We start from the raw sequence: 19,392 nt of genomic DNA, 5'->3' as shown, positions 1-19,392 counted from the left end.
TTGGTTTCCAACGACATGACCGTTTACGATTACGTATATTATTGCACCATCAATTTAAAGATTTAGAATTTCAAGTAGGTTAAGGGATAGGAGCACGATCTCCTACCCCAACAATTGACGTAGAACCGTTTTAATAAAACTCTATCATCAAGAATTTAGTGGACACCAGAGACCTTATCAGTATAAAACGTGGAAAAATCAGCCCATTTTTAAGCGAATAAAGGAACAGATGTCCTCTAATTTTTCAAAACATATCGCAATGTCACAAATAACGGAACAGGTGTCCTCTAAATTTACGTTTTTTTCAGTTTTGAAGCGTATTCTAATGAGCTACAAAAACCCAAGGAGCAATTTTCTTATCCTTGGGTTTTTTCACCTTCAATGGTGCTTATTATTTTGTGATCTTCACGAACTTACGCTTTCCAACTTGGACAATCATACCGTCTTCCACTGGAACCTGCTGTTGGACGTCATCGACTTTCTCCTGATTGATCTTGACTCCACCATTTTGGATCATGCGGCGTGCTTCCCCTTTGGAATTCAAGAGTCCTAAGTTGACAATCATATCGACGATCCAGATTTCATCTTCGCCGACCCAGGCATGTTCAGGGATATCATCTGGCAATGCCCCTTTTGAGAAAACGGTTCTGAAGTGTTTTTCAGCAAGCTCAGCTTCATCATTGCCATGGTACATTTCCACGAAAGTTTTTGCGAGTTTGATTTTCATATCTCTTGGATGCAGTTCACCGCTTTGGATTCCTTGTTCAATAGCCCGCACTTCATCTATAGATGATGGTGTGGCAAGTTCGAAGTATTTGATCATCAAATCATCCGGTATCGACATTGATTTTCCAAATATTTCATTCGGGTGTTCGTCGATTCCGATGTAGTTATTGAGGGATTTGGACATTTTACGAACACCATCCAACCCTTCAATCAATGGGACAGTAATCGTCACCTGCTTCTCTTTGCCATATTCCTCTTGAAGTTGGCGGCCCATCAACAGATTGAATTTCTGGTCCGTACCACCGAGCTCGATATCACTTTCAAGCGCAACAGAATCATAGCCCTGCATCAATGGGTAGAAGAATTCATGGATGGAAATTGCTTGATTCGCTTTATAACGTTTTTCAAAATCGTCACGCTCAAGCATACGTGCTACTGTAACTTTGCCCGCCAACTCTAGGACGTCAGCAAAATTCAACTTGGACAACCATTTCGAGTTGAAATGAACTTCTGTTTTTTCCATATCAATGATTTTACCGAATTGTTCGACATAAGTTTTCGCATTTTCTTTGATTTCATAGTCTGTCAGCTGTTTTCTTGTTTCCGATTTTCCGGTGGGATCACCAATACGGCCAGTGAAATCACCGATCAATAATTGGATTTCATGCCCGAATTCCTGGAATTGACGAAGTTTGTGCAACACTACTGTATGACCAACATGGACATCAGGTGCTGATGGGTCAAGTCCAAGCTTCACCTTTAATGGCTTACCTGTAGCAATCGATTTCTCAATCTTCTTTTTCAAATCCTCTTCCGGTACAATCTCGACTGTCCCTCTTTTTAAAATTGTCAACTGTCTCTCAACCTCTTCTTGCTGTGCTGGTGTGAGTACATGTTCTTTTTCCACTTTCCATCACCTTTCCATCTTGCTAATTAAATTTTAAGTTATTTTTTATTAACTCAACTAAAAAACGTCCCTTTCGTAATGAAAGGAACGTTAGATACGCGGTACCATCCTTCTTGAAGCAAAATGCTTCCACTTCGTTCAGATAACGGCTTGGGTGCCGCCTTTTGCTACTGAATCTTTCACAAAAGGTGCTCAAGGAGGTAATTCACAGTTTTCCTTTGTACTGGTTTTCACCGGCCACCAGCTCTCTGCTTACAGTGAGGAATCTGCTACTAATTCCTGTCTACGCTTCATCATTATGTACAATATATGTAAAGGATACTTGGCAAACCAAGCCTTAGAGCAGGCCGAAACTTAGTTGCCCTTATAATGTAAAAAAGTATAATCATTTTGTACCACATACCATGAGACAATGTCAAATTAGATGCCCTTATATATCGACAACAAGGTATTCCATATCTCGCGTATGTGCTATAATAAAAGTTGGAAATTTAGGGGGGTATGACCATGAATCACCTATCAACCTTCATTGGAAAATTGAAACATTACATGAAGGTTTTAGATGATAAAAATGTATTTAAATTTAGCCGTATTACCGGGAAAGTGGTATGGAACCTGTTTTTAGTCTTATTAGTCATAACGATTGCTGGTGGCTTTTTTGCAACAGGCGTTGGTGCCGGTTACTTTGCTTCATTGGTGAAAGATGAAGAGATCAGAACATACGACAATATGAAGAATGAAATTTATAATTATACTGAGACTAGTAAAATTTACTTTTCGGATGGTACCTTACTTGGGAATCTCCGTTCCGATATCGTTCGACAAGAAATTCCTCTTAAAGAAGTTTCACCATATTTGGTCGATGCTGTCATTGCTACTGAAGATGAATATTTCAAAGAGCATGAAGGAATCGTGCCAAAAGCAATTGCCCGTGCCATTTTCCAGGAAGTTACTGGTGCCGCGGTGCAAACAGGTGGAAGCACTCTAACCCAGCAGCTTGTAAAAAATCAAATGCTTACAAGTGAAGTCTCTTTCGATCGTAAAGCAAAAGAAATGCTTCTCGCAATGAGACTTGAAAGATACTTTGAAAAAGAAGAAATCCTTGAAGCCTACCTTAACATCGTTCCATTCGGGCGCAATGCTTCTGGCCATAATATTGCTGGAATCCAAGCTGCAGCTCAGGGAATTTTTGGAGTGGATGCTAAAGAGCTGAACCTGGCTCAGTCCGCATATATTGCAGGAATGCCGCAAAGTCCATTCGGGTATACCCCGTTCACCAATAATGGGAATGTAAAAGAGAACCTGGATCCTGGGCTCAACAGGATGAAAACAGTTTTATCGAGAATGCTTTCTGGTGGCTACATAACCAAAGAGCAATATGACAAAGCTCTGACTCAAGACGTCACGAAGGAATTTACAAAAAGCTCACCGAGCCCATTTGAAAATTACCCGCATTTGACAATGGAAATCGAGAAAAGGGCCACAGATGTGATGAAAGTCGAGCTAGCCAAACAAGATGGTAAAAAGTATTCAGAATTGACACCGACTGAAAAGGCGAGCTACAAAAAAGCAGCTGATCTTGAATTACGCAAAAATGGTTATAAAATCGATATAACGATTGATAAAAAGATTTATGATGCATGGCAAAAAGCGAAAAATAAAGTTCCATATGGTCCTGACATCACAAACCCTGATACGGGAGAAAAGGAAATGGAAGATGTCGGTGCAATGCTGATCAAAAATGACACTGGGGAAATCCTCAGTTTCGTCGGCGGGCGTGATTATGAACAAGAAAACTTGAACCACGCGACGCAATCGTATCGGCCGAATGGTTCGACTATGAAACCAATTCTTGTCTATGCGCCAGCAATGGAAATGGGACTGATCCAACCTGGATCCATCATTCCGGATACAAAGTTCACTTATGCAAATACAGGAGGTTCTGGTGCCTGGAGCCCAAATAACTATGATGGCAGGTATCATGGGCTTGTCACAGCCCGTAAAGCATTACAGTTTTCATACAATATACCCGCAGCACGGACCTATGTGAAAATGGACCGTTTGAAAGCAACCGAATATTTGTATAAAATGGGCTTCACTACTTTAAGTGAAGAAGAACGGTACTATCCTTCCCTTTCCCTGGGTGGAATGACAACCGGGGTAACTGTCGAAGAGGCTACTAATGCCTATACAACTTTCAGTAATAAAGGGAAGTTCGTGGACGCTTATATGATCAAATCAATTAAATCAAAAGATGGCGAAGTCGTTTATGAACATAAATCGAAAAAAACGGATGTCTTTTCTCCACAAACCGCTTATCTGACGTTAGATATGATGCGGGATGTCGTAAGAGGCGGTACAGCTCGCGGACTGCCTGGTATGTTAAAGCACTCAGGGGTTGATTGGGCTGGTAAAACTGGAACGACTCAAGACTTTCATGATGCTTGGTTCATTGCGACCAATCCGAATTTAACGATGGGCTTGAGACTAGGCTATGATACACCTAAAAAGGTAGCTCAAGGTTACGGTGCTCGTAGCCAAAGGATTTGGGCTGCGCTGATGAACGCTGCATATGATGTAAAACCTGAGTTGTTGACAAAAGAAAAACATAAACGACCAAGTGGAATTACGAGCGCATCATTCTGTGGAATTTCAGGAAAACTCCCTTCTAAGTTGTGTAAGGAAGCTGGGCTTGTGAAAACGGACCTCTTCAACGTGAAGTATTTACCGAAAGAGGAAGACGACAGCTTGCAGCAAGTGAAATACGTTGTGAATTCAGAAGGCAGGAAATTCAAAGCCGGTGCCAATACACCAGGAGGATTCGCCTCAGACGGGGTCATGATCAATAAGGATTATTTTGATGATATTAATTTAGACAATATTATCAAAGACGATTGGGATAACATCATCGGTGACGATGAGTTGAAAGATGATGGTAAAGCACCAGGTGCAGTTTCATTGAAGCGCAGCGGTGCAACACTGACCTGGAATGCCTCTGGTGAAAAAGATGTCATCGGTTATCGCATCTACCGCAAAGCCAATGGCAGTGATTCATATTCAGCAGTCGGCGAGGTAAAAGGCGGCAATGCAAAAAGCTTCAAGATTTCAGGTGGAAACTTTACGTATATCGTACGTGCAGTTGATATATCCGGGAAAGAGTCGAAGAACAGCAATCCGGTGAAAGTCGGGGAAGATCCAGCACCACCTGAAGAGGATAAACCTAAGGACCCACCACCGCCAAATGATGATGATAAACCGAAGCCTCCTCCACCACCAGGACAGGACACGGAGGACGATCCCGAGAATTAAATTTGTAAACAAAATGGACCTCAGCAAAGTTGATAACTTGCTAGGTCCATTTTTATTACCATGACTATTTACCTTTGAAACGTATGGACTTCAAATCTTCTAAAGCGCTTTCGGGAATAACCGTTTGATTCCCAAGGAAGAAGACAGGTTTAGTAAACACCCTTTTTCCATCCGCTACGTTAAGCTTTGTATTGATTTCCAGGAACATGATTTCCTTATTAATATAAGAATTCATACGAGAACCAGTTAGATCCGTGATGACCTGCATAATGTCTTCATGCTCATCTGAGCCGAATGTGACATTTCGTGCCACCCTCATTTGCTGCTCACCTTTTCCACCATAGATTTTCTGCCAGTCACCAGCGTCATTCTGGAAGTTACCCCAGCTATATTCCATTTTTGTACCTGGGTGGAAGAAACAATTGGTATCCCATTTTTTCATATCGAGATAGTGCCCTGTGCTTTGAATGATTTCTGTCGTCTGGCAAAGTATAGGCGTCCCAGGTAATAGCAAGAAGTATTGGTGATATTCGAAACCTTTATATGTTTCATTTTCCTCAAGTCGAACGACCACCTTGATTCCTTCCCATTTGTTTTTTTTAGAATCCACTTTTGAAACGAATTCCGCATGGCGCTTTTCCTTTAATAAAGACCTTGGACTGACATCCCTCAGTCTATTCTCCACTCCTCCTGCCCAAGGATTCCACCAGGACTTTGGCTTTACATTCGGGTATGAAGAATCAAGCCATTCATGTTTGTTCCATTTGAGTGAATACAAACCAGGATAGAAGTCAGGCGCAACTGAAATGTCCATCAAACCATTACTGCATTTGAAGATTTCCAAACCGTTCACTTCTGCTGTTTCAAAACGGACACCTTCACTTCCAATCTTGACATAAAAGGAGGATTTTTCTGATTCGATCGCATCCAATTTCAAGTTTGCTGTCAATATCCCAGTTTGAGATAAATCAGTTAAAGAAATGTCAAAGTCTTTCATCTTGATTTCTTCTGCTGAATGTACCCTTTTCTCTTCTAATGTTTGATCTTTTGAACGAATCTCAATAGCACCATTCAGGTAAGAAGCTTTGTATTCCGTTACGCTTACCTTGATTGACTCTTGGGTAATGAAGGGATTATGTCCATTCACATTGAATTCAAGATGATCGGTCAATAATCCATGATCAAGCGATTTCTGTAATGAAAATTCTCTGAAAGACTGCCAATTTCGAAAAGCGCCTATTGAAAGATATACAGGATCAGTTTTAACTGTTTCATTAGCTTTCAACTTTCCAATCCGGTTTTCAAAATAGACAAACCAACCCCCAAAGTTGATTTTTACATTCTTAGACCAGCTAAGTCCGCGTGGATTGGAATCATCCCTTGAAAACATCCAATTTTCAGAGACGGAATCACCATTCCAATATTCATGATTCGAACCGATTGAATCCTTCATTTCAATCAATCTATTTTCATAAGGGATAACCGCTCTTTCAAGCGTATGGTAGATTGAATTATTGAGAAAGAGAATGTCGTCAAGTGTATTTGAATTCGTATTTTCTACTTCATAATGGTGTTCAATCAAGCCTTCTGAAAATAATTTAGCCACTGCATGTAATTTTACCCCCTGATAAGACTTGGAAGAATACGATGCCTTGTAACCAATAGAACCAGCATCCTCAAAAAACTCGACATTTTCAGCTCTTAACTTTGAAAACTCTTCCGAGAAAGGTTTTCCAAGACGCGGAAACATGAATGCGGAATCCTGATCTTTCGTTTGTTCACTTCCAGGGATCAACCAGTTATCGAATTTTTGAAGCCACATATGGTATTGACCATTATAAATGTGGTAAGTCTCTTCAGTTTCACCAAAAAACCTGGCTCCAATTCCCTTAAATGCAACACCTATTCTTCTCGTGAAAGAAACTCGAGAACCATCCGCTTTTCTCGCTGTAACCTTAATATCTGGAGAATAAAACCCGTGTTTCTTAAGTGCATAGGTAAGTGGAATCGAGCACTTCGCCTTGGGTTGCAGCGTCACCTCTAGATTATTTTTTTCCAGAGTTAATAATTCACTTTCTGGTAACGTAAATGAAAACGTCATGGTTTCTTTATAATTGTTTTCAATATCCACATATAAGCTGGACGATTGGCCGATAAATGATAGGTTTTGAGGTATATGGCACCGAACTTTCGCTGGAAATTCAGACGCTACTCCGACCTGGAATCTTGCTGTTTTTCCGTTGATCAATACATTCGTATCTACTGTAGGATGCGTTCTCCAAGCACTTTGTTCTTCTTCAATCCGATCAACGAAAAATGGAGCCTCTATGATTTCTTCATCTTTCACTTCTAAGTAATCCTTTTCAAAGGAAAACTGGATGTTCTTATTATCACAACCGTACAGAGACAAAGTTAAAGGCTTTCCGGTCTTATTTTTAAGGTGATAACGAACTTTATACTCGGCGCCAAAAACTAAGTTGAAGTCTTCTACGGTGACAGAAATCTTATAATCATCTGTTTCAATCGAACGAAGCCCTCGTCCATAACGCTCAAATTCCATTTTCAGCATTTCACCACGTTTATCCCATGAATACTCATAATAGTGGAAATTGTTTTCGATTAAGCCGTCTGGCTTAACTTCAATTGGTCTGGTACTGGCCTCATACCAATTCATATCTTTGAAAAATTCCTGAACCGCTTCTGTATGTAAAACGGTTGGCATGAAATTCATCAAATGTGTGGTATCGTCCCTTTCTTCCCAAAAAAATCCGCACTTCTTATATAAAGGCACAGCCTTTGTATTACCTGGCCACGTATACAAATCAAGTCGTGGCCATTGCATTTCGGTGACCCTTTCTAAAGCTTTCAGTAACAGCTTCTTCCCAATCTTTTTACCATGATAATCACTCCGCACGTTCAGAAGTGGAATATAAAGTGCACCTTCATCTTCCTTATATTCACCCAGACTGCAATATCCAACAACCTTTTCTCCCTCCAAAGCCAGGTACAGATGAAGGTTTGTCGAATTTGCTTCTTCTCTGAGGATTTGTTCTTCAGTGTGTACAGAATTTCCTCCCCCCCATCCATCCTGGCTATTGTTCCACATTTCAGCAACCGCAGCAGCATAACTAGGTTCATATTCTACGATTTTGATCTGATCGACGATTTGAGTCATTTTGTATCCCCCCATTCACTCCTACATACATACTACTTTAACATAATTTTACATTTTATTGCTGCATGTTAGACTAAAGAAAACTTTGCAAAGCTAGCTGAGCCTTAGTTCTTCGAAAAAGCAATCGCTTTTCCTTCGTGCGGTGTATTGCTTCCGAAGCCACTAGCTTGTGCGCTTATATTGAAGAAAGGACTTATCTTTCTTTAAATAAAAAAAGCTGCCCCAATGAAAGTATGAATGGGACAGCCCGTTATTTTTCTGAACTATACTATGCGGTTTTTCTTGTTGCTATTAATCTTCCATTGTAGATAAATCGCCTGTCGGCAGATCTAGTTCCCATGCCTTCAAGACACGGCGCATGATCTTCCCACTTCTGGTTTTCGGCAGTTTATCCTTAAATTCAATTTCCTTCGGTGCTGCGTGTGCAGCCAACCCTTTTTTCACAAAACTCCGGATCTCTTCTTTAAGCTCATCATTTGCTTCGTAACCAGTGCGTAAGGCAATGAACGCTTTGATGATTTCTCCGCGAACAGGATCCGGTTTTCCGATGACACCTGCTTCCGCGATGGCCGGATGCTCGACCAGCTTACTTTCGACTTCAAAAGGACCGACACGTTCACCGGACGTCATGATGACATCATCGATACGACCCTGGAACCAGAAATATCCGTCCTCATCCATGTAAGCGGAATCACCAGAAATATACCAATCCCCTGTTGTGAAATAAGATTCATATTTCTCAGGACGGTTCCATATAGCTCTCATCATCGACGGCCAACCTTTCTTGATTGCCAGGTTCCCCATTCTGAATGGAGGCAATTCATTTCCTTGATCATCAATGATCGCAGCCTTCACTCCGGGAATCGGTTTACCCATTGAACCAGGTTTGATTTCAATGGCTGGGAAATTACTGATCAATTGTGCACCTGTTTCAGTCATCCACCAGTTATCGTGGATCCGGAGGTCAAAGACTTTTGAACCCCACCGGACAACTTCAGGATTCAACGGTTCCCCTACACTCAAGATATGCCGCAAGCTTGATAAATCAAATTGCTTTATGACTTCATCGCCTGCCCCCATCAGCATACGGAAAGCAGTTGGGGCACTATACCAAACAGTTACGCCATATTTTTCAATTGTAGAGTACCAATCTTCCGGACTGAATCGCCCTCCACGAATGACGTTCGATGCACCATTCAACCATGGGGCAAAGACACCATAAGAAGTACCGGTTACCCAACCTGGGTCAGCAGTACACCAGTATACATCATCATCTTTCAAGTCGAGGACCCATTTTCCTGTTTGATAATGCTGAAGCATTGCATTATGGACGTGCAGAACACCTTTTGGTTTTCCAGTTGACCCGGAAGTATAGTGCAGGATCATGCCGTCTTCACGGTCAACCCATTCGATTTGCAGGTCTTTTCCAGCACTCTCCATACGCTTATAATAATCCGCATAAGTGTCATCTTCTTGTACGTTTTCTCCAACCAGGATGACATGTTTCAATGCTGGTAATTTATCAACAGGAACGCGATCAAGAAGGTCAGGTGTAGTCACAAGCACCTTCGCCTCACTATCTTCAAGACGGTCGGTCACTGCCCCTTCCATGAATGCTTCAAACAATGGACCGACAATCGCACCAACTTTCAAAGCTCCCAGGAATAGGAAATAAAGTTCTGGAGAACGCGGCATGAAGATGAAAACACGGTCCCCTTTTTCTACATCAAGATCTTTAAGGATATTACCTGCTTTATTGGAGTAATCCTTCATTTCTTTGAACGTATATTTTTCATCACGTTTTGGATCTGAAAAATAAAGGGCTACCTGATTTTTCTTTGCGGATTCCGCATGCCGGTCAATTGCTTCATAGGCCATATTTACTCGACCTGTCGAAGACCAGGAGAAATTCTTCTCAACCTCTGACCAGTCAAAAGAATTATAGGTAGTTTCATAATCTTGTAGGTTATGATCGCCATTGATAACAGGAAGCGCTTCCACTTTCATTATTGTATCTCCCCTTTATTTAAGATTTGACTTCGTTATAGTTATTTGCTGATTTCTGCGAAATTTCCTCCCCTCCCGCGGGTATACGAAAAGCGGAAGCGACCCGGTTAGTCACGTAGGTTACTGTAAAACTGACGAGGAGGCTATGGCCGCCGCATGAAGTTTGAAGTGATCCAAGTGACTGGTCGCTGAGCTGGATATCCTTCCCTATTCCTCTCAGTGGGGTCTCGCTTTTCTTGTAGGAGTGTCGCGAATTTCGCTTTTCGAAAAATGAAAATCAACAAGGATAAACTAAACAAAGTCTAAGATTTAGATTCAGTATATCAATATTTTCGATTATTCTCAATTTTAACACTGTTGCTATTATTTAGTTTGAAACCGCTTACTCATTTGTGATTTCATGTATAATAGGAACTAGAGTATGGAACAGGTGGTGAAACCGAGTTTGAAGCATACAAAAATCTATAACGCAAAAACAGTGAATACACCTAAGGGGAAATTGATTTTAGAAGGTCCAATCAAGCCTACAACTCTTGCAAGCTATGAATTTCATGAAGATCTTACTGCGTTCCGGCCTCCAGCTGAACAGCATAAAGCACTGATTGAAATAGCTGGATTACCAGAGGGGCGAATCATCATCGCGCGTCACCAAAATAGGATAGTTGGATATGTAACCTATGTATATCCTGACCCTTTGGAACGATGGTCCCAGGGTAATATGGAGAATCTGATCGAGCTTGGTGCGATTGAAATCATACCGGAATTCCGTAATTATAAAATTGGTAAAAACCTATTGAATGTATCGATGATGGATGATTCAATGGAAGATTTCATCGTCATTACAACAGAGTACTACTGGCATTGGGATTTGAAAGGAACTGGGCTGTCGGTTTGGGACTATCGAAAGGTCATGGAAAAGATGATGAATGCCGGCGGCCTTGAATGGTATGCAACCGATGATCCTGAAATCAGCTCCCATCCCGCCAACTGCTTGATGGCCAGAATCGGCAGCCGTGTCGATCGAGAATCCATTCAAAGATTCGACCAGCTCCGTTTCCAAAATCGTTTCATGTATTAGGAGGTCCAGAAATGAAAGTCGAATCAATAATGAAAGAAGAAGTCATTACTGTCCGTGAAAATGTCAGCATAGAAGAAGCAAAAAAGTTGATGGTAAAACACCGGATACGACATCTTCCAATTGTCGATGAGCATAAACATCTTTCAGGGATCGTTTCGGACAGAGATTTGGTATTAGATCGGATTCCAAACCATCTTTCACCTGATGAAACCGATGTTCAAATGGTGATGACGAGAGATGTGATTACCTGTCATCCGCTTGATTTCGTGGAAGAGCTGCTTTCGATTTTTTATGAGGAACGGATTGGATGTATTCCTGTCGTAAAGAACGATGAAGTGGTCGGTATGATTACTGAACGGGACATGCTTTATACTCTGATACAACTTACGGGGGCACATCAACCGAGCTCCCAGTTTGAAGTCAAGGTCGAAAACGTATCTGGAAAGTTAGCGGATGTAACGGCTGTGATTCGGAACCATAATGTAAATATCACAAGTGTCCTCGTATATCCTGGAGAAACAGATGCTACCAAGGTGCTTGTGCTTCGAGTGCAGACAATGAATCCTCAACCGATCATCAATCACTTGAAAACGGAGGGATACAACGTATTATGGCCGGACGCATCAGGAGAATACGTATGACCAAGCCGATCTTCATTTTTTCAGATCAGCTTTTAAGTTATAAGTTTAGTAATCATCACCCGTTCAATCCGCTTCGTTTCCAATTGACCTATGAACTCTTGAAAGAAACTGGAATCCTATCGGACGAACAAATTGTCCAACCGCGAAAAGCGACAGATGAAGAAATCATGCTCGTTCACAATGAAGATTACATGAACGCTATCAAAAAAGCAGGGCAAGGGCAGTTGCCTAAATCGCAAGAGTCAAGTTTCGGCTTGAATACGGATGACACACCGATTTTTGAAAATATGCATGATGCCAGTGCTTGGCTTGTCGGTGCCACATTGACTGCTACTGAGCAGGTATTTGAAGGTAAAACAAACAAAGCACTCAGTTTGGGTGGCGGATTACACCACGGCTTCAGAGGGCGTGCTTCTGGATTTTGTATTTATAATGATAGTTCCATTGCAATTGAATATATGAAGCGAAAATACAATGCTCGTATCTTATACATTGATACAGACGCCCATCATGGAGATGGTGTCCAATGGGCTTTTTATGACGATCCGGATGTTTGCACCTTTTCTATTCATGAGACTGGCCGCTACCTGTTTCCAGGTACGGGTAACGTTTCAGAAAAAGGTGCTGGAAAAGGTTACGGTTACTCCTTCAATCTGCCGGTTGACGCCTTTACAGAGGACGATTCCTGGATTCCATTGCTTGAGGAAGCAATCGAAGAAATCGTCAGGTTCTTCAAGCCCGATGTGATCATCAGCCAAAATGGAGTTGACGCCCATTACTGGGATCCTTTGACCCACCTTTCTCTGACTATGAAATCCTACCGTAAAATCCCTGAATTGGTGAATCGTGCAGCCGATCGCTATACAGAAGGACGTTGGATTGCCGTAGGCGGCGGTGGTTACGATATTTGGAGAGTCGTACCGAGAGCCTGGTCCCTTATCTGGGCAGAAATGAATGGACTTGACCTACATGGCTCTCTGCCTGAATCCTGGTTGAAAAGGTGGCAAGAGAAATCGCCTATCGAACTGCCAACGTTATGGGATGATGTACCCGACCTCTATCCAAACATTCCAAGGAAACAAGAGATCTGTGATAAGAACCAGGTCATGCTCAAGCGAGCCCTGCAGCATATAAGGAACGAGAAAAAATCAGTTTAAAACATGACTAAGAGACTGTCCTAAAAATAGGACAGTCTTTTTTTGTACATCTGAAAGCTTTTTTGTAAGTTTTCATAAAATGAAGTTCCGGTTTTACAAAAATGTAAGATGCTGATCAAATTTACAAATATCCGTTCTGCTTGACGAAATCCACAGTGAAACTTTTATATTCTACTCACGCTGTTTATCATTTCGAAGACAACACTTTATAAAGCAGTTTTTTGTTGTTCACTATATTCACGTTTCACTTTCGAGCTTGTATCCAAAAGGCTGATCACCACAAAGACGATCGCAGATAATGGCAACGCATAAAACAGTGGGTCGACATGTGTCCAAGGAAATGCAAGTACAGTTTCTTTACCGAAAATCGCCTTTGATATACCAAATGCTGCGGCTTCCTTTTGATGAAAGAAAAGAAAACCGAGTATGCTGGCTGTAAATCCAGTAACAATACTATAGGTCGCACCAGCTCTTGTCGCACCTTTCCAGAATAAAGCTCCCATCAAAGCAGGCAAGAATGCTGCCCCGCATATTCCAAACCAGAATGCCGTCGCTGTAGCAATGATCCCAGCCGGCAATAGATACGCCAAAATAATTGCTGCGATAACCCCAAGTAGAACTCCAATTCTGGTCAGATTCATTTTAATTCCGAACAGACTCTTGATACCAAGTGTTTTCAAAATGTCCTGTCCAAATGCGGTGGCTTGAACGTGAATCAATGAGGAAACCGTTGAAATCGTGGCGGATATCAGCGTAAGCGTAAACAGGTAAATGAACCAATCAGGCATAAGTGCATTGATGAATTTCGGAATGATCAAATCTGCATTCCCTCCAGCGACTGTTAACGCGATTTCACCGGATGTATTATAGAAATATAAGTTACTCAACGGTCCAATTGCAAATGCAGCCCCAGTCATGAAGAAGATGAAGATCCCCCCGACAAGTACAGACCGATAGAGAGCGCGGTCATCTTTAACCGTCATACATCTCATGGCTAACTGTGGCTGTGCAAGAACTCCGATACCGACACCCATGATAATTGTACTTACGACAGTCCACCATAGTGGTGAGCCAAGCGCTGGCATACTTGTCCAACCAAGATGCCCTCCATCAACTAGGGCTTGCGGCACCAAACTTTTCATGGCAGATAATCCACTATGCCCTTCTATCAAACCTCCCACAGCTTGATAGGTGACGAAAAGGAAGATCGCCATTCCGACGAGCATGATGATTGCACCGAAAGCATCAGTATACATGACTGCCTTGATTCCCCCGCTGACCACGTAGAGTGCAATGATCAATGCGAGGATCAATAGTGCGATATTAAAGTTCATAGCAAGGGATTCCTGCAGGAACCGCGCACCACCAATCAAGACGATACTCGTATAAGCAGGCATCAATACGAAAATCATTGCACCTGCAAAAACCGTAATGAAATTGGACTCATATCGCTTTCCGAGTAGAGTAGGAAAAGTTGTCGCATCCAACTGAAGGGATAACCTTCTAATCCGTGTGCCGAATACCGCAAATGCAACGAAAATTCCGAGGACGATATTCAAGAACGCGAGCCATAACAATCCCATTCCGAACACACCAGCAGCTCCTCCAAATCCAACGATTGCAGAGGTACTGATGAACGTAGCCCCGTAAGAAAGAGCCATTACAGCAGGATGGATATTCCGTCCTCCTACCAGGTAATCGGCTTCTGTCGTCGTCTTTTTATAACCGTAGTAAGCAAGCCCTGACATAATTCCTATATAAATGATAATGATTGGTATCAAAACAGCTAAATTCATTGCTCATCTCCCCCACGGTTCCACATTACTGCCCCAAACACCACACAACCGACCGCCGATAGTACCGTAGCGATCCAAACAAACGCAACACCGCCATCTTCCATTCCTAACACCTTTACCGCCCTCCTATTTATGTAAGTACTTTCCTCCCCTTTTTCTAAAAACAGAGCCAAGCAAAAAGATATTGTAAGCGCATACATTTCAGAGCACACTTGGCAAAACTGAGCCTTTTTCGCCCTTATACTGAAGAAAGTATCCATGATTTCTTTAAATGAAATAAAAGCATTGCCTTTAGAAGTTGAAAAGGGAGGTGGTATTATTAATTTTCCTTTTAAAATGACAAAATCCTCCCAAATCATATATTATTTTTCGAATTTAGGGTCTTAACCTCAAAATTAAAGAGGCTGACCATTATGGTGCAGCCTCCACTTTTTAATGATACAGAGATTTGACTTCGTTTAAATCCTGTAAGAACTGACTGATGTCTTCCTGGCTTAAATGGACGAGCATTTGATCATATAGCGTAAGGATCAATCCATCTGTAACGCCTGTATTCTTGTTCAAATATTCATAAAGTGCATTCAACTGTTTTTCATTAAGAGCTGATTCAGTCGTAAATTGTTTGACTTTCTCCAACATGAACTCATTATTCACCTGATCGAAATCTCCTGATATGATGTTTCCATTTAATTTCATATATTCACATCCAGTAGTTTTTTCTAGTTTGTCCAAACAAAAAATACAGATACCTTGAAACGAATGGTTATCTGTATTCTTTGAACTTTATATCTTTATTTTAGTATACGCTTTGTTTAACTTTATTGTTGATTTTTGCGAAATTCTCTCCCTTTCCGCAGGCGATCTGCAAACCACGTTCTCTCCTGACTTAAACCCAAGTTGGCTAAACCGTTAACGGACACAGGAGCCCTTATTTGGCCAATATAATGGAAATTTACAAACTTAACGGACATCAGGGAGCTTATTTCGCAAAAATCATAGGAAATCAGCTGTTTTGTTCACAAATAACGGCTGTGGTGTCCGGTAAAATTTAGAAACACCGATTTCACCTACAAATAACGTCTCTGGTGTCCGTTAACTAAAAACAGGATGGTTGTGGGGTCTCACCTGGCTCGCTTTTCCAACAGGAGTGTCATAAATTAAGCTTTCTTTAATCAAACTCAGCCTTATATTAAACAAAGAAAAGTCTTAGAGCCTTATTTTATATACTCTGGATTCATATGGTTGCAAGTGGAAGTCTTGCAGGCGATCTTCATAATGATCGTAGTTGCTGATCAATAAATTGCATTTTTGGTTATCTCGTACTTCAGGAGGTATTATAAAGTGCTGCTCTTCACCACTGAAATTGTTTACCACCAACAATACTTCATTCTCCAGTTTCCGCAGGTAAGCAAAAATATCTTCATCTTCATCAAGCAAAGGTTCGTATTCTCCATAGACGATGATTCCATGTTCCTTCCGCAGTTTAATCAGATCCCGATAATAGTGATAGACAGATTGAGGATTCCGGGTATTCTGTTCTGCATTGATTTCTTTATAGTTAGGATTAACCTTTATCCACGGAGTCCCATTTGTAAAACCTGCATTGGTTTCGCCGCTCCACTGCATCGGTGTCCTTGCATTATCCCTCGATTTGATATGGAGCGATTCCATTATACGATCCACATTTGCGCCATTCTCGATCTTTTCATTGTACATGTTCAACGTCTCAATGTCTTTGTACTCTTCGATCGAATTGAAATTGACATTGGTCATTCCAAGCTCTTCCCCTTGATAGATGTAAGGCGTACCTTTCATCATGTGCAAGGTTGTTGCAAGCATTTTTGCAGAGGTTTCCCTATAGGCCGAGTCGTTACCAAAACGGGAAACCACACGAGGTTGATCGTGGTTATTCCAATATAAGCTGTTCCATCCCTCATTACCTAAATCTAATTGCCACTTGTTGAAAATTTTCTTCATTTCTACGAGGGACCAGGGTTTGACATCCCATTTCCCATCAGGACCTGAATCGAGATCCATATGTTCAAAATGGAAAACCATATTCAACTCATTCCGGTCCTCACCAGTGTAAAGTTTTGCTTCTTCTGGTGAAACCCCGGGCATTTCACCTACTGTCATGATATCGTAGTCTGATAAAACTTCCCTGTTCATCTCATTCAGATAATCGTGTATGTTTGGACCGTTCATGAAATATTTCGCCCCTGATGCATATGGCTTTCCGTCCACCACATCTCCATCAGGGTATGCCTGATCTTTTGAAATGAAATTGATGACATCCATTCTAAACCCATCAATCCCTTTATCAAGCCACCATCGGATCATTTCATAAATATCTTTTCGAAGCTTCGGATTCTCCCAATTCAAGTCTGGTTGTTTCTTTGAAAACAAATGAAGATAATAATCATTCGTCCGTTCATTATACTGCCATGCGGATCCACTGAAGATTGACTCCCAATTGTTCGGCTCTTTTCCATCTTTACCATCACGCCAAATATAATAGTCGCGGTAAGGATTATCATGAGACTTTCGAGATTCCATAAACCATACATGTTCATCCGATGTATGATTGATGACCAAATCCATAATCAGTTTCATGTCCCGTCGATGGATTTCTTCAAGTAACAGGTCCCAATCTTCCATCGTCCCGAATTCATCCATTATCGCCTGATAATCACTTATATCATAGCCATTATCGTCATTTGGAGACTGATAGACAGGGGATAACCAAATGACATCGATTCCGAGCTCTTGTAAATAATCGAGCTTCTCAATGATCCCCGGAATATCACCAATACCATCATTATCACTATCGTTGAAGCTCCGTGGGTATATTTGATAGATTACACTTTCTTTCCACCAAGTACGGTTCATAAACATAACTCCTCTCTGGTTATAACTATTTGATAGAACCTTTGACAACCCCGCTGATGATCCATTTCTGAGCAAAGATATAAACGATGATCATAGGGGCGAGTGCCATCAAATAAGACGCAAATGCAAGATTGTAGTCTGTACTGAACTGAGATTGGAACATATATTGAACAAGTGGTAATGTCGCAAGATCTGAATCACTTAAAATTACTAGCGGTAACATGAAATCATTCCATGCCCATAGGGTTGTCAAGATCGCCACTGTCGCGTTCATCGGCATCAACAATGGAAAAATGACTTTCCAAAAAACCTGCCAGCGGGAAGCACCATCAATGATTGCTGCTTCTTCCAATTCGATTGGAATCGATTTAATATAACCTACGTAAATGAACACATTGAAAGCCAATCCATAAACGACGTACAAAAAAACCAACCCTGTTAAATTATCCATCCCCCATGTACTTGTCTGTTTCACAATCGGCAGCATGATGATTGGAAACGGGATGAACATGGCACTTACAAAATAATAAAACAAAATCTTATAGAATCGTTTATGCATATTACGTGCAATGGCATAAGCCACAAGGGAATTCGTCATCAGTGTAAGCAAGACAACTGAAACGGTTATGAATAAACTGTTTGAGAAAGCATTAAAAAAGTTTGTTACTTCAATAGCTTCTATAAAATTTTCCCAACGCCATTCTTTCGGTAATGCTAAGAAGTTCCCCGACATCTCCTGAGGCGTTTTGAGCGCAATTGTAATTGTTAAGTATAATGGAAACAAAATCAACAAAGAACCTATAAACAATAAAGCTGTAACAATCCAATTCACATTTCTTCCCGGCATTACGCTTGCACCTCTCTTCGTTGCAAGATACGGATTTGGACAATGGAAACGATTAGTATGACAATGAAATAGATGACTGCGTTGGCTGATTGATAAGCAAACTCCCCGCCCTGGAATCCTCCACGATAGATTAAGAGAGAAATAGACTCAGTGGCTTGTCCTGGGCCACCGCCAGTCAATGCGATGATATGATCAAAAACCATCAGAAAGTTTTTCATCGCAAGAACCATATTAATGGTGAAAAATGGAGCGATCATCGGAAATGTAATCTTCCAGAACTTCTTCCATGCGCCTGCACCGTCAATGCTTGCCGCTTCATAGAGATCATCTTGAATAGTAGCAAGACCAGCCAGATATAAGATCGTATTGAAAGCGACAGCCTGCCAGACAGCTACGATGACAATCCCGAACCAGGCGAGATCTGGATCTCCCAGGATATTTTTAGATAGTGCGGTGAGACCTAACGAATCTGCAATTTGTGGAATGAAATGTGCAAAAATGAAATTAAAAATGTAAGCTACTATAAGAATGCTTAAAATATTCGGAAGGAAATAAATCGCCCGTAAAGTCTTTTGAAATTTGATTTTTGCATTTAGTCCTATTGCAACTACTAAACTGAAAACATTTACAAGTATTGTAGAAACGATGGCGAATTGGAACGTGAACAAATAAGCACTCCAAGCCCGAACATCCTGAAACACATTGAAATAATTCTTAAGACCTACGAAACTCCAGTCACCATACCCTTTCCAGTCTGTAAAACTATAGAAGATTCCTTGCAGTGCCGGATACGTATGGAAGATGAAGAAAAGTATCAATGCTGGAACAGTCATCCAAAAGTATGCATTATCTTTTCCTTT

13 protein-coding genes and 1 other annotated feature are annotated in these 19,392 nt (G+C 41.2%); of the genes, 4 read left to right on the top strand and 9 right to left on the bottom strand.

Features of this window, described 5'->3' with window-relative positions:
* Positions 1-391: 391 nt before the first annotated feature.
* Positions 392-1,633, bottom strand: a complete 1,242-nt coding sequence (gene tyrS, locus N8M93_RS07980) for a tyrosine--tRNA ligase (protein WP_261130763.1) — start codon at positions 1,631-1,633, stop codon at positions 392-394.
* Between the two features lie 80 nt (positions 1,634-1,713).
* Positions 1,714-1,928 (bottom strand) — a binding site (T-box leader).
* Between the two features lie 212 nt (positions 1,929-2,140).
* On the opposite strand from tyrS, the gene N8M93_RS07975 reads away from it, so the two are divergent.
* Positions 2,141-4,942, top strand: coding sequence for a transglycosylase domain-containing protein (locus tag N8M93_RS07975; RefSeq protein WP_261130762.1), 2,802 nt, complete (start codon positions 2,141-2,143; stop codon positions 4,940-4,942).
* 64 nt (positions 4,943-5,006) lie between these two features.
* On the opposite strand, the gene N8M93_RS07970 is transcribed toward N8M93_RS07975, so the two are convergent.
* Positions 5,007-8,117: a GNAT family N-acetyltransferase gene (locus N8M93_RS07970; RefSeq protein ID WP_261130761.1), complete on the bottom strand. Its 3,111-nt coding sequence runs from the start codon at positions 8,115-8,117 to the stop codon at positions 5,007-5,009.
* A 291-nt stretch (positions 8,118-8,408) separates the two neighbouring features.
* Positions 8,409-10,124 carry an acetate--CoA ligase gene (acsA, locus tag N8M93_RS07965; protein WP_261130760.1) on the bottom strand — a complete coding sequence of 572 codons (1,716 nt, stop codon included), beginning with the start codon at positions 10,122-10,124 and terminating at the stop codon, positions 8,409-8,411.
* 445 nt (positions 10,125-10,569) lie between these two features.
* Here acsA and N8M93_RS07960 point away from each other — a divergent pair, with 445 nt between their 5' ends.
* From N8M93_RS07960 to N8M93_RS07950, 3 genes are read left to right on the top strand one after another with little or no spacing between them, the layout of a single operon-like run.
* Positions 10,570-11,202, top strand: a complete 633-nt coding sequence (locus N8M93_RS07960; protein ID WP_261130759.1) for a GNAT family N-acetyltransferase — start codon at positions 10,570-10,572, stop codon at positions 11,200-11,202.
* Between the two features lie 11 nt (positions 11,203-11,213).
* Positions 11,214-11,843: an acetoin utilization AcuB family protein gene (locus tag N8M93_RS07955; RefSeq protein WP_261130758.1), complete on the top strand. Its 630-nt coding sequence runs from the start codon at positions 11,214-11,216 to the stop codon at positions 11,841-11,843.
* Positions 11,840-13,000, top strand: coding sequence for an acetoin utilization protein AcuC (locus N8M93_RS07950; RefSeq protein ID WP_261130757.1), 1,161 nt, complete (start codon positions 11,840-11,842; stop codon positions 12,998-13,000). Before N8M93_RS07955 ends, N8M93_RS07950 begins: the two co-directional genes overlap by 4 nt.
* A 206-nt stretch (positions 13,001-13,206) precedes the next feature.
* On the opposite strand, the gene N8M93_RS07945 is transcribed toward N8M93_RS07950, so the two are convergent.
* From N8M93_RS07945 to N8M93_RS07925, 6 genes are all read right to left on the bottom strand, one after another.
* The gene (locus tag N8M93_RS07945; protein ID WP_261130756.1) at positions 13,207-14,796 is read right to left on the bottom strand and encodes a sodium:solute symporter family protein; all 1,590 of its coding nucleotides are present in this window, start codon (positions 14,794-14,796) and stop codon (positions 13,207-13,209) included.
* The gene (locus tag N8M93_RS22875; protein ID WP_396125434.1) at positions 14,793-14,909 is read right to left on the bottom strand and encodes a symporter small accessory protein; all 117 of its coding nucleotides are present in this window, start codon (positions 14,907-14,909) and stop codon (positions 14,793-14,795) included. Before N8M93_RS22875 ends, N8M93_RS07945 begins: the two co-directional genes overlap by 4 nt.
* A gap of 319 nt (positions 14,910-15,228) precedes the next feature.
* A complete protein-coding gene (locus N8M93_RS07940) occupies positions 15,229-15,492 on the bottom strand; it encodes a hypothetical protein (RefSeq protein WP_261130755.1) in 264 nt (87 codons plus the stop codon).
* Positions 15,493-16,002: 510 nt separating this feature from the next.
* Positions 16,003-17,685, bottom strand: coding sequence for an alpha-glucosidase (locus tag N8M93_RS07935; protein ID WP_261130754.1), 1,683 nt, complete (start codon positions 17,683-17,685; stop codon positions 16,003-16,005).
* Positions 17,686-17,710: 25 nt separating this feature from the next.
* Positions 17,711-18,532 carry a carbohydrate ABC transporter permease gene (locus N8M93_RS07930; protein WP_261130753.1) on the bottom strand — a complete coding sequence of 274 codons (822 nt, stop codon included), beginning with the start codon at positions 18,530-18,532 and terminating at the stop codon, positions 17,711-17,713.
* Entirely contained in the window at positions 18,532-19,365 is an 834-nt protein-coding gene (locus tag N8M93_RS07925; protein ID WP_261130787.1) for a carbohydrate ABC transporter permease, read from the bottom strand. The genes N8M93_RS07930 and N8M93_RS07925 overlap by 1 nt, the downstream gene beginning before the upstream one ends.
* Between the last annotated feature and the right edge of the window lie 27 nt (positions 19,366-19,392).

Source organism: Bacillus sp. Marseille-Q3570 (assembly GCF_946151055.1).
Taxonomy (GTDB): domain Bacteria; phylum Bacillota; class Bacilli; order Bacillales; family Fictibacillaceae; genus Pseudalkalibacillus.
Note: the sequence above shows the minus strand (reverse complement) of the source record. Positions and strands in the feature narration are given on the sequence as shown.